The organism is Shewanella vaxholmensis, from assembly GCF_031932135.1.
GTDB lineage: Bacteria > Pseudomonadota > Gammaproteobacteria > Enterobacterales > Shewanellaceae > Shewanella > Shewanella hafniensis.
The window spans coordinates 1-13,752 of record NZ_JAUOEV010000026.1 but is presented as its reverse complement, the minus strand read 5'-3'; the positions used below and the strand labels follow the sequence as shown (position 1 = coordinate 13,752).

Here is a 13,752-nt window from a genome sequence, read left to right as displayed (position 1 = left end):
GGTCTAACTCTCCATTAATACTGGATTGGCCGACACATCTGCTGCGACCAATAAATCTGGATTGGCCACCTGATACATGACGTAATCATGGTAGCCCGTCGTCACTTTATAATAGCCGCCAAGCTCGCTATCTAATTTAGGGTCGCCACTATCCACAATTAGTGGTCGTCCATCAAGTGCTTTTAGCTTAGTTTTTGTGGCAAGGATAATAATATTGTCTTTTCCGATGCGCCGAATGAGCTCAGGCGACAACTGTTGATTGCCGCGTCCTAAGATATGGCCTTGACCGCCAATCAGAGTGATCACCAACTTAGTCGGCTTATCTTGGGTCAGTTCAAGTAATTCATTCGCGGTTAAGTCACTGCCAACAAGGTTTTTATCTTGAATGAGATCAACACCGAGCAGGGTATTGTTCAGAGCTAACTCTTCCATCACAAAGGCAACCGTACTACCAGAGCCCATGATGTACAGCTCATCTTCCATTTGATTAATCACATCGGCGGCGATATCGGCCAGCACGAGTTCATCGACTTCCTTACCGCCCATCTTCACCGCTTGCACATAACGCGGCTCGGCGGGCACTAAAAGTTCACCAAATCGTTTGGCGCGCACTGTGCCTTGGCGAAAAGCCACTTCGTCGATATCCATCACATCGGCGGACATCAAACTAACAAGTTCACCATCGAGCAACATTTTGACCACCATGCCAGAGGCATGGGGCGTAATACCGTAAACGCCGGAATGAATTTTCACGCCAGCGGGCACACCAAGCACGGGTAATTTGTCATCGATAGTGGCTTGCTCAAACACGGAGTAAACGTCGCGTGCCGTGCCATCACCACCGGCAAAGAGCAGTAAATCCAGCGGTTCATCCAGCAGCGCACGCACAACGGCCTGCGTATCCAGTGCCTGTGTTTTATCCGGGGTTTGATACACCACTCGCGTGGTAAAACCCAGTGACTTTGCTGCGTCTTCACCCATGATGCCCGAAGCGGTAATAACCTCGATGTCATCAGCATAATCACGGATAACCTCAAGGGCCTGCATCATACGCAAAGCGGCTTTGGGTTCGGCGCCCAAGGCAAGCGCCTCTTCGGCAACGCCATCGCTGCCCTTAAGGCCAACACTGCCACCTAAGCCAGCCAATGGATTGATCACTAACCCTAAACGAAACCGAATCACCTTTTACCTCACTTAACGCAATCTTGGTATTTTTATCTTTATATTTTAGTATCTTAATAGATACTTTTTAATCGTGATTGATATTGCTAGATTGACATTATTAGGCCGCATGGGAGGCAACGCCAGGTTTATCCCTAGGAATAAAGAATACCGCCAGCATAGCGGCAAAAGCGCATCCTGCCGCAAATACCCAAGACCAAACCGCCCCGCTACCATCGCCCCAAATATAGCCGCAAATCCAAGTGCCGAGCGCGCCGCCCACTCCAAAACTTAAGCTGGCATACAGGGCTTGACCTTGGCTTCTGTGACTCGCATCGAAATGCCTGTGCACAAATTGAATCGATGCCGCGTGAGTTAAACCAAAGGTAAAGGCATGCAATAATTGACTAAAACCAAGCCACAATACGCTGTCCACTCCGAATGCAACCAACAGCCAACGCAAGCAAGTCATACCGATACTGACTATCAATAGGGTGTTAACGCCATAGCGGCCCAGTAAACGCGGCGCGAACATAAACATCACGATTTCGGCCATAGCGCCAAGGGCCACAAATATCCCCGCTGAAGATTCTGAGTAACCCGCTTGCTTTAAATATAAGACGAAGAAGCCGTAGAAAGGCCCTGCGCTCATTTGCAGCAACATAGCCGAGAGTAAGAACCAAATAATCGCTCGATTCCATTGTAATGGCGGCCGCACTTGACTGGTGTCACGCACTAAACGATTTGCTGGTAATGGCAACGCACTAGCTAACATGCCGATAAATAATGAAAAACCGATATAAGGCAGCACTTCAGTGCCCCACTGGCCAATCGCAAAGCCCGCACCGACAACCAGGCAGATATAACCGACACTGCCCCAACTGCGAATTTGACCGTAGCGACTGGCATTCTCGCCTAAGGTTTCTAAGGTGATCACTTCAAGCTGGGCAAGGATTGCGTTCCAAAAGAAGGTATAGAGGGCCAGACTCAGCGCCATATACACAAAACCGCCATGGTAGAAGAAACTCAAATACGCCAGAGCGGCGGCTCCCGCGCCCATTTTTATCAGCTCAGCACGCATCCCCGTCCGGTCAGCCACTTTGGCCCACACATTCGGGGCAACGATACGCGTCGCCATCAGGATGGCGAGTAAAAAGCCAATTTCTTGAGGATTAAAACCGCGATTTTCGAAGAAGACCCCAAGATAAGGGACCATAGTACCAAGAATAGAAAAGAAGAAAAAATAGCAGGCACAAAGCCAGCGTAATTGCCGGCTTGTGCTGGAAGAAGTTGACATTAACGCATTCCCTTTATCTCATGCCACTTGTTGTATCGTTATCGCATACCATCTATCACATGCGCCTATCTCATACCCCAGTCTCATGCTCCTATCGCATACCCCTATCTCATTCCGAGAACGGGCGTGTGACTGCGTACATCCTGATTTTGCGCTCTGTGTCTTAGCAAGTGATCCATCAACACAATAGCAAGCATAGCTTCGGCAATCGGTACAGCGCGGATCCCAACACAGGGATCGTGACGACCTTTAGTGACAACTTCGGCCATTTCACCCTGCGCCGTCATACTTTGGCCCGGCACACTAATGCTTGATGTGGGTTTTAAGGCAATATGGGCAATGATCGGCTGGCCCGATGAAATTCCACCGAGCACACCGCCCGCATGGTTAGATTCAAAGCCTTGAGGTGACATTAAGTCACGACCTTCGGAGCCCTTTTGAGTCACGACACCAAAACCATCACCAATCTCAACGCCTTTGACGGCATTGATGCCCATCAGCGCGTGGGCAATATCGGCATCCAATCGATCAAATACTGGCTCACCTAAACCCACTGGCACACCTGTCGCGATAACGGAGATTTTCGCGCCAATGGAGTCACCGGATTTTTTCAGCTCACGCATGTATTCATCAAGCGCTTCAAGCTTGCTGGCATCGGGGAAGAAAAAGGCATTTTGCTCAATTTGGTCAAGATCAATAGTCTGCGCACAAATAGGACCTAGCTGGGACATAAACCCATAGATCTCGATACCGTGAACTTGCTTCAAATACTTTTTAGCCACAGCACCCGCCGCAACGCGCATCGCGGTTTCACGGGCAGACGAGCGGCCACCACCACGGTAATCACGCATACCGTACTTTTGCTGGTAGGTATAATCGGCGTGTCCAGGGCGGAATAAATCTTTGATATTAGAGTAATCTTGACTACGTTGATCGGTATTTTCGATCAAGAGTCCAATTGAGGTACCCGTGGTTTTACCTTCAAAAACGCCGGATAAAATCCGCACTTCGTCTGGCTCACGGCGGGCCGTGGTATATCGGGATGTCCCTGGACGACGGCGGTCAAGATCATGCTGCATATCGGCTTCGGTTAATTCAAGCCCTGGTGGGCAACCATCAATAATGCAACCCAGTGCAACACCGTGACTCTCACCAAACGTCGTCACTACAAAATTTTGACCAATACTGTTTCCAGACATCCGCTTTGTACACCTTAGGTTATTTGTTCATCGCTCCGTGTCCAGCGACCACTGGACAATTTATTTTCCCGCTGCAAGCCTAACTGGCAGCGGGAAAAGTCTCAACCTAATTTGCTATCTTAGGTTATTCTGCGTCGCGATAAATGCCGAACACTGACTGATTTTCGACCAGTTGATCGCGGGTCAATACAAATACGCCATCGCCGCCATTTTCAAAGTTAATCCAAGTGAACGGCACTTCTGGGAATTGCTCAATCAAATGCACCATAGAATTGCCCACTTCGACTACGAGTAAACCCGTTGGTGTGAGGTATTGCGCGGCATTGGCCAGTATGCGTTTGGTTAAATCTAAGCCGTCGCGACCTGAGGCTAAACCAATGGCAGGCTCATGATGATATTCATCTGGCATGTCGCCAATGTCTTCAGCATCCACATAAGGTGGGTTTGAAACAATCAAATCATACTGAGGACCTTCTGGGATGGCCGAGAACAAATCCGATTGCATCGGGAATACTCGGTCCATCACACCTAAGGTTTCGATATTGATTTGCGCCACATCTAAAGCATCTTCGCTGATGTCCAGCGCGTCAACTTCGGCATCTTCAAATTCGTAGGCACAGGCAATTGCGATACAAGCGCTGCCAGTACATAAATCTAAAATACGCGTTACTGGTTTGCCATATAACCAAGGGCTAAAACGGTTAGCGATCATTTCAGCAATCGGTGAACGTGGCACTAACACGCGCTCATCGACGTAAAATTCAAGTCCGGCAAAACGTGCTTTGTTGGTCAGGTAAGGCACAGGTAGGCGCTCTCTGACACGGCGAATAATCAACTCGACAATTTTATGCTTTTCACTGCTGGTCAAGTTGCTTAAAATCACTTGCTGGCCGATTTCTTCGGGTAAGTGTAAAGCATGGAAAACTAAGGCGATGGCTTCATCCCACGCGTTATCAGTACCATGACCATAATACACATTGGCGTCGTTAAAACGGCTCACGGCCCAACGTAACATATCGCCAATAGTGCGTAATTCTGTCACAGCTTCATCTACAAAGATCTTATCCAAAACGTGCTCCCGCTAGTTTGTTCGCGAACATTGTAACTGAACTCTATTCAGAAACCATAGGATTCAATAGAATACCCGCCATGAATAAAGACGACGACAAAGAAGGCTTGGCGATGTTCTCAGCGCTTATCGATGGTATTAAACCCATCACGCAAAATAAGCGACACTTTCGCACGCCCTTAAAAACCAAACAGGAAATAGAACTGAAAGAGCAGCAACTGCATGCTAACAGTTATTTCTCAGATACTTATCAGCCGCTACTGCCAGTACAAGGGCCGATGCGTTGGTTGGCGGAAGGGGTTGATAGCATAGAACTCAAACGCCTGCGACGTGGAGATTACCAGCCAGATTTACTGCTGGATTTACACGGCTATCGCCAATCGGAAGCCAAACTTGAGTTAGCGGCACTGATCCAAGCCTGCGTCAAACAACAAAGCCTGTGCTGCTGCATTATGCACGGCTACGGCAGTGGCATATTGAAACAACAAGTTCCCATGTGGTTAGTGCAGCATCCTATGGTGAAGGCTTTCCATCAAGCGCCTAAAGAATGGGGTGGCGATGCGGCATTATTAGTGCTGATTGATATTGGAGAGCAGCCGCATAGACGTTAACTCGCTATCGGCTTCAGAGATTAACGTTTCAGATTTGGCAATTTAGAGATTTAGCAAAACAAACGGCCCACATAATGTGGGCCGTTTGTTCTGTAAATGGGATATAAATCTAAGCTAGCTAATGCTGTGTGGCGCATGCTGCCATACGATTGAAGCTTGCTCGGCATGTTTATCAATGAGCGTAATGCCCGAGGTGGCAAATAACGGCGGTTCAACACCTGCCACTAACTCACTGACCAAATAGCCCAATAACGGCATGTGAGCAATCACTAGCACTTTATCCGCCTTGTATAACTCAGCATAGGCTACAACTAACGCGGCTACATTGGCGGGATCGCCTGAAGGAACGAGATCATCAGCGACTAACCACTTACGCGGCTCAGGAAAATGCTGACTCAGCTCCTGCCACGTTTGCTGCGCACGTAAGTAAGGACTCACCAAAACGAGATCGAAATCAGTCACACTGCGAGCCAACCAGTTACTCATCAACACAGTATGGTGCCTTCCTACATCGGTCAGTGTTCTGTCTCTATCAGACTGAGCATTAAATCCGGCGTCACCATGTCTCATCAAAAATAGCTGCATACTTCTCTCGCGACTCAAACTTGTTTTTGTTTTATCCCAATTGTAGCCCTAAAATCCATTTCAACAAACCTTGTAAGACTTAATCTTTAGTCGATAAACACAAGAGATATTTGCTAAAAACCATTAAGACTATCAATATATAACAAGCTATCGTTATCGGAGTGTCTCTTTGCAAGCCTCTCAGTCCATTTATAAAAGTCCAAACGATCACCGTCAGTATCGTTATCTTGTGTTAGATAACGCGCTTAGGGTGTTATTGGTTGAAGATCAAGATGCCAGCCAAGCGGCCGCATCTATGGCTGTAGGCGTGGGTCATTTTGATGATCCCGCAGATAGACCCGGCATGGCGCATTTTTTAGAGCATATGCTCTTTCTTGGTACCGAAAAATTTCCCGACTCAGGCGAGTACCACGCCTTTATCAACCAACATGGCGGCAGCAATAACGCTTGGACGGGCACAGAGCACACTAACTTCTTTTTCACCATCAATGAAGACGTGTTTGCCGACTCCTTAGACAGATTCAGCCAATTTTTTATCGCACCTAAATTTGACTTAGAACTGGTCGACAGAGAGCGCCAAGCCATTGAATCTGAATTTAGTTTAAAACTGAAAGACGATATCCGCCGTACCTATCAAGTGCTGAAAGAGACAGTCAATCCGCTGCATCCTTTTTCGAAATTTTCAGTCGGTAACTTAGTCACCTTAGGCGGAGAGCAAGCACAGGTACGTAGCGAATTACTCGATTTCTATCAAAGCCACTACAGCGCCAACTTAATGACCCTGTGCTTAGTCGCGCCGCTTTCCCTCGACGAATTAGAAGATTTAGCCTGCCATTATTTTAGCGAGATCCAAAACTTGAACTTAGTGAAAAACTATCCTCAAGTGCCGCTGTTTTCAGAAAATGAGCTGTTAACCCAAATTGATATCGTGCCGCTTAAGGAGCAAAAACGCTTAAGCATCAGCTTTAATTTCCCTGGCATTGACCACTACTACAAACGTAAGCCTTTGACTTATATCAGCCATATTTTAGGCAATGAGAGCCATGGCAGCTTGTTGTCCTATCTTAAAGAGCAGGGACTTGTGAATAACTTGTCCGCGGGCGGCGGCGTAAATGGTTATAACTTCAAAGATTACAGTATCGGTTTACAGTTAAGCGATAAGGGACTGGCGAATCTTGATGAGATTATCAGCTGCTGTTTTGAGTATATTGAGCTCATCAAAACCCAAGGTTTAGATGAATGGCGTTATTTAGAGCGCGCAAACTTACTCAAAATGGCGTTTCGCTACCAAGAGCAAGTTAAATCACTCGATTTGGCCAGCCACCTCAGCATCAATATGCATCATTATGAAGTCGAAGATTTGGTCTTTGGTGACTATCGAATGGATGGGCTGGATATTCCAGAAACCATAGCCCTACTCGAGCTAATGACGCCCCACAATATGCGTCTGCAGCTTATCGCGCAATCGGTTAAAACGGATCGTAAAGCCAACTGGTATCACACCCCCTATAAAGTGCGCCCTATTGCACCTCAGTCCCTCGTTCGTTGGCAAGTGAGCAGTATTCGCCCAGAATTACAATTACCTGCTGCAAACCCATTTATCGTCGCCGACTCCATTCCTCGACCAGATAAGAGCGATGTCGATGTACCAGTGATCGTTGCAGAATCGACGGGATACCGTATTTGGCACAAGAAAGACGATGAGTTTAATGTGCCCAAAGGCCACATGTATTTGTCGCTGGACTCAGAGCAGGCGAGTAAAACACCAAAACATGCCGCCCTCACCCGCCTGTATGTTGAAATGCTGCTCGATTATCTGACTGAACCAACCTATCAGGCCGAAGTTGCGGGCTTAAGTTACAATATTTATCCGCATCAAGGTGGCATTACCCTGCATTTATCGGGCTTTACCGGTAATCAAGAAACCCTGTTGGCCTTGTTAATTCACAAAGCCAGAGAGCGTAATTTTACTGAAGAACGTTTTGCCCTAATTAAATCTCAACTACTGCGCAGTTGGCAGAATCTAGCGCAGGCTAAACCTATTTCACAATTGTTTACTAGTCTGACTGTCACGCTACAAAAAAGCAGTTATGAGCCTGCCCGCATGGCTCAAATGCTCGAAAACATAAGCCTTGAAGATTTGCATAACCATGTACGTGCCTTTTACGAGAAGATCTATCTTGAAGGGTTAGTCTACGGGGATTGGTTAGTCTCTGAAGCACAAGCTCTCGGTAAACGCTTAGAGCACATTTTATCCTTGGTTTCGACGCCAAGCGCCGAGTCCACCAGAGAATTAGTCAATTTAACGGGCCAAGGCACCTTACTTAGAGAACTTGCAATAGATCATCAAGATAGCGCGATCATTGTGTATTACCAATCCGCAGTAGCAACGCCAGAAAAAATGGCACTGTTTAGCTTACTAAATCATACTATGTCGTCCACCTTCTTCCATGAACTGCGAACTGAAAAACAGTTAGGCTACATGGTTGGCACAGGTTATCTGCCGCTCAATCGCCATCCAGGACTCATTTTTTATATCCAGTCACCTACGACTGGACCACTGCATTTATTAGAGGCGATAGATGAGTTTATTGCCGACTTTAATTACGCCGTGATGCAAATCACCAACGAAGAATGGGAAAGCACTAAGGTCGGTCTTATTAGTCAAATCATGGAGCACGATGCGAACCTCAAAACTCGCAGCCAACGGTATTGGGTCAGTGTCGGCAACAGAGATTATCAATTTAACCAAAGGGAGCTCGTTGTAGACGAAATCACTAAGCTCACCCGCACTGATTTACTCAAATTCATGATGCGTAAAATGCGCACCAAACACAGTGACCGCTTAGTCTTATTTAGCACGGGTGAACAGCACAGAACCCAAGCGGCGTTGCAGTCAGAAAAAATGATCACAGATCTCAAAACGTTTAAGCAAACGGCAGAGAAGTTTAATTTCTAAACAAAAACACTTTTACACACACATTTGTTCACAAAGTTGGACAAACAAACAAAACCGCTACAAATTGGCCCAACTATAGTTGTATCTATCACGGTTGGGCGTAATACTAATGTAAAACATGGCTAGTCCATGTTCTACCCCTTCTACTGCGGACAATTTTGCTGCATCTACATGCTGTTAAAAGGATTTTTTATCGATACCGCTTTGACAAAGCCCTCACTTTCTGGAAAAGTGATGTAACACAATTGTTTCATGGCATCCTCGGATAATAAGAATAAACACTATGCCTAAAGCACTCTTTAAAATCGTCTTGCTCGCTTTCTTTGGCTTGCATGCATTCGAAGACGTAAACGCATCTCCCTTTTCTGACAAATCTCCAATTATTCTCCAATCACAATCTTTTGGTGTCCAGCAAGGACTTTCCCAAAGCACAGTTACGTCTATCGTTACGGATAATGATGGCTACATTTGGATTGGCACGCTTAACGGACTAAATCGGTTCGATGGAAAAGAGTTTAAACACTTTTATGCTGATAATAGCGCTTCTGGTTTACCCAGCTCTTTTATTCGAAGCCTGCTAATCACTGAAGAAGGTGATCTACTAGTTGGTACTGACAAAGGACTTGCTATATATGATAGAAATGATGAATCACTTAAATTTATCGATGTGAAAAATGAATATTTGAATGGTGAAATATGGAGTTTATCCAACAATGACTTTACTAAAGAGATTTTAGTTGGAACCAATAAGGGCATACTTAGCCTCAACTTAAAAAATAAATCTCTAAGCTTAGAGTACATTGAAAAAGAATATTTCGAAGTAAAGAAAAGTGTAAACATTGGTGATGACATATTTCTTAAAAGTTATGATGGTAAACTTTACAGGATAGATGGTAGTAATAAAGTAAAAATTATTGATAACGTACTTGATATAGAAAAGGAAAATAAAACCCTATATATATCAACAGAAAATGGACTTTACACCTATAGTGATAAAAGGGTATTAAAACTATCAAACAGCAAATATACTTTATTAAGTCGATACAATAGTGATATTTATGGAATAGATAAAAACAAAATATACTCGGTAAATAATGAACCCTATCTGATTGGGAAAACGGTAGAGGAGAAAGAAAAAAGTAAGGAAACATATCTATTTTCAACGGCTGACTACCTCATTATCGGAATGAACAATCAAGGGTTTGAAATAATAAGAAAGTCAAACAATCTTGTTTTAAATACAGATCTAATAAAGGATAATGTTTGGCACATTAGTAAAACATTTGATAGCAAAATATTAGTATCATCTGATGATAGTATTCTTCGATGTTACGACATAAATTTGAATTTAATAAAAACTTATCAAACAGGCATTACCGGCTATAAAAATTCTGTAATGACAAAATATGGAATTTACATTGGAAATGAGAAAGGTGTAATTTTATTACATAGCAATGGCAATATAAGTAACATAATAGAAGGTGAACAGATAACAACTATTGACTTAATCAATAACAATGAAAACATTATAGTTGGAACCGCTTCAGGGAAAGCTTTAATCATAAAAGATAATCTAATTTTAAAAAAAATAACAACTAATAAAAAAGATCCAGTTTTTGAAATCCTTTACATTTCAGATGCTGATATTTATTTAGCAAGCCAAAATGGTCTATATCATTATACTGATAATGAAACCAATAAAATAACAGATGAACTAACCTATAGCATTACAAAGTTTAGAAATGAAATTATATTTGGTACTTCAACCGCAATTAAGAAATACAACCCCATTAGCAAAAAAACAAATAAATTATTCTCCGACAACAAAGAAATCTACTCCATATTAACTTTGGACAACTACATTTTCGCATCATCTCTTGGGCAAATTGTTTTAATTGATGGTGATAGTAATTATATTTTCTCAACAAATAATGGAAGTCAATACGAGTATAATACTAGAAGTAGCGTAGTCATTGATAATGAAAATATTTTTTTTGGGGGCATTGATGGTTTAAGCTTGATATCTAAAGATATAATTTTAGACCATATTAAAAACTCACAGCCACCAGAGACCTTCATCTCTGGATTACGTATTTTCAACTCCGTAATAGCTGGGGATGGTGAGTATTTCAAAGGTTCAATAAGTAAATCAAAGAGTATACAACTAAAATACTCTGATTATCCATTCACCATAACATTTAACTCACCAACATCAGAACCCTCTACTACGTCTTATTACTATAAAATGGATGGTCTATCAGATGAATGGATAGCATCAAATAAAATAAACTCAGCAACCTATACGAATTTATCACCTGATGAGTATATTTTCAAAGTTTATGCAGTTGATTCATTAACGCAGATAAATGGTCCAGAAAAAGAATTAAAAGTTATAATTACACCACCTTGGTGGCTATCAACATTAGCAAAGTCAATTTACTTCATTATTATAGTAATAACATTTTTAGGAATTACAAAATCAATTTTAAGAAAACGAGAGGTTCAACGCCAAATAGCGCTCAGCGAAGAAAGATTAAAGCTTTCCCTATGGGGAAGTGGTGATGAAATGTGGGACTGGGATATAGAAACTGGCAACATTTTCCGCTCGAATATCTGGGGAGCACTTGAATTTCCGCGTGATGGACATCGCTCGGGTAAATCGGATGAAGAGAGTAATATACATCCAATGGATCAAGAACGTGTTCGAGAAGCGCTCAATAAGCATTTTTATGGTGAAACAGATCATTTCGAAGCCGCATACCGAGTAAAAGGTAAAGACGACAATTGGGTATGGATCTTAGACCGTGCCAAAATTGTAGAGCGGGATGACAAAGATAATGCCCTGCGTATGACAGGTACAATTAAAAATATTAGTCAATTTAAACAAAAAGAAGAGCAACTAAAACTCTTTGAAAAAGCCATTGAAAATATTTCTGAAGGCATGTTTATCCTCGACGGTGAATACCGTTTTGTCGAAGTTAATGAAGCTTGCTGTAAGATTTCATTACGTAACAGAACTGATTTTATTGGCAACGTACTCACATTTGATTTATATCCTGAAACCTTCTCCACCCAAATCAGGACCATGTTGAAGCAACAAGGTCGCTGGGCAAATGAAGTCGAAGCCGCAAGAGGAGATAAAAGTCACTTCCACATGGAGCTGACTATCGATGCTATCTATGATGAGTTAGGCGAATTGTCACACTATGTCGGGGTTTTTTCGGATATTTCGAGACGGAAACAGCAAGAAGAAGAGCTTAGAAAACTAACCAATAATGATCTCTTAACCGGACTCCCAAATCGCTCCAACTTACAAGTGACCTTAAGTAACCTAGTGAATCGAGAAATAGCCCATGCGCTAATGGTGCTTGATCTTGATAATTTTAAACGTATTAATGATTCCTTAGGTCACCAGATTGGAGATACATTATTAAAGCTCGTTGCAGCTCGCATTAAGTCATTACTTTCCAAAAACACCAGTATTTACCGTCTAGGCGGAGATGAATTCGCCATTGTATTAGATAAAGGCTCAGATATAAGCGCCAGTGCTGCGATTGCTAATCGTATTATCGAAGGGTTAAAACCCGCTTTTGAAGTAAGTAATGAACAACTAGTCCTAGGATTAAGTATCGGTATAGTGCTATTTCCAGAAGATGAGCAAAGTGAGCAAGCATTACTGAGGAAAGCTGACATTGCTATGTACCATGCAAAGTCAGCAGGAGGTAATTGCTATCAGTTTTATTCAGAGTCATTAAATCAACATGCGATTAGGCAGTTAGAAATAGAGAATCTCATCCGTGAAGGCTTAAAAGATGATCTATTTGAAGTTTATTATCAGCCTAAGGTTGATCTTAAGCGCGGTAAAATTGCAGGCATGGAGGCTTTAGTTAGATTAAATCATCCTGTACATGGCTTGATACCCCCTAATGATTTTATTCCACTTGCCGAAGAAAACGGTTTAATTGTTGAAATTGGTGAAATCGTCTTACGCAAAGCCTGTTTCGCAGCGCAGAAATGGCGTGAACAAGGAATATTCAGCGGCAGAGTCGCCGTCAATTTATCGTCACGTCAATTTGCACTCCCCGATATCCAACAACGAATAGAGTCAATTTTAAGACTCACCAAACTCCCCGCTTGTCACCTTGAATTAGAAATAACTGAAGGTACTGTCATTAAACAGCCGGAAACGGCGATTATTGTCATGCAGCAACTGGCTAAAATGGGCGTCAGTTTGGCACTGGATGATTTTGGCACTGGGTACTCGTCCCTTTCGTACTTAAAACGTTTCCCGATTCATACTTTAAAAATTGATAAAGCTTTTGTTGACGATATTGATAAGTCTGATCGCGATCTCAAAATGGTCGATTCTATTATCACTATCGCCCATAACATGGGGCTTTCTGTTGTGGGAGAAGGGGTAGAGCAGACTGCGCAATTAAACATTTTACGAGCACTTAACTGTGAAGAGATCCAAGGCTATATCTTTAGTAAGGCTATAAAAGAGACCGAGTTTACCTTGCTGCTCCAAGAAGACATGATAAAGTCAAACACTCAAAGCAACATTAATTGATCATTTAACTCTCTATTTGATTAGTATTTACAACATTGGCACAACAAGTGCAATAGCACTATCAGTGTCAATAATAAATCAATATCAACTACCCTGAGAGAATTAGAATGATTAAAGGAATCCTAGTAACAGTTACTTTATTATCTTCAATTGGTTTTGTAGCAAATAGTGTTGCTCTTCAAGGCTCCCCATATGTGAAATTTAAACCCCTTGAAGTTGCAGGCTCTCCATATGTGAAATTCAAACCCCTTGAAGTGGCGGGTTCTCCATATGTGAAATTCAAACCCATTGAAGTGGCGGG

Annotated in this window: 8 protein-coding genes and 1 pseudogene; 4 read left to right on the top strand and 5 right to left on the bottom strand. The window is 43.0% G+C overall.

The window, feature by feature from the left end; all coding sequences use genetic code 11:
* Window positions 1-3 precede the first annotated feature (3 nt).
* From Q4Q46_RS18550 to prmB, 4 genes are all read right to left on the bottom strand, one after another.
* Entirely contained in the window at window positions 4-1,182 is a 1,179-nt protein-coding gene (locus Q4Q46_RS18550; protein WP_006085469.1) for an ATP-NAD kinase family protein, read from the bottom strand.
* A 100-nt stretch (window positions 1,183-1,282) separates the two neighbouring features.
* A complete protein-coding gene (locus Q4Q46_RS18545; RefSeq protein ID WP_311906719.1) occupies window positions 1,283-2,458 on the bottom strand; it encodes an MFS transporter in 1,176 nt (391 codons plus the stop codon).
* Between the two features lie 104 nt (window positions 2,459-2,562).
* Window positions 2,563-3,657 (bottom strand): chorismate synthase, encoded by a 1,095-nt coding sequence (aroC, locus tag Q4Q46_RS18540; protein WP_006082233.1) that lies wholly within the window; start codon window positions 3,655-3,657, stop codon window positions 2,563-2,565.
* Window positions 3,658-3,781: 124 nt separating this feature from the next.
* Window positions 3,782-4,726: a 50S ribosomal protein L3 N(5)-glutamine methyltransferase gene (gene prmB, locus Q4Q46_RS18535; RefSeq protein ID WP_006082234.1), complete on the bottom strand. Its 945-nt coding sequence runs from the start codon at window positions 4,724-4,726 to the stop codon at window positions 3,782-3,784.
* A gap of 80 nt (window positions 4,727-4,806) precedes the next feature.
* Here prmB and smrB point away from each other — a divergent pair, with 80 nt between their 5' ends.
* Entirely contained in the window at window positions 4,807-5,337 is a 531-nt protein-coding gene (smrB, locus tag Q4Q46_RS18530) for an endonuclease SmrB (protein WP_261272875.1), read from the top strand.
* A 114-nt stretch (window positions 5,338-5,451) separates the two neighbouring features.
* Here the strand turns inward: smrB and sixA are convergent, their stop codons facing one another.
* Window positions 5,452-5,922, bottom strand: coding sequence for a phosphohistidine phosphatase SixA (gene sixA, locus Q4Q46_RS18525; RefSeq protein WP_006082236.1), 471 nt, complete (start codon window positions 5,920-5,922; stop codon window positions 5,452-5,454).
* Window positions 5,923-6,091: 169 nt separating this feature from the next.
* Here sixA and Q4Q46_RS18520 point away from each other — a divergent pair, with 169 nt between their 5' ends.
* From Q4Q46_RS18520 to Q4Q46_RS18510, 3 genes and pseudogenes are all read left to right on the top strand, one after another.
* Window positions 6,092-8,881 (top strand): insulinase family protein, encoded by a 2,790-nt coding sequence (locus Q4Q46_RS18520; RefSeq protein WP_311906718.1) that lies wholly within the window; start codon window positions 6,092-6,094, stop codon window positions 8,879-8,881.
* Between the two features lie 283 nt (window positions 8,882-9,164).
* Window positions 9,165-13,451: an EAL domain-containing protein gene (locus tag Q4Q46_RS18515; RefSeq protein ID WP_311906717.1), complete on the top strand. Its 4,287-nt coding sequence runs from the start codon at window positions 9,165-9,167 to the stop codon at window positions 13,449-13,451.
* 107 nt (window positions 13,452-13,558) lie between these two features.
* A pseudogene (locus Q4Q46_RS18510) lies at window positions 13,559-13,752 on the top strand (hypothetical protein); the annotation flags it as partial.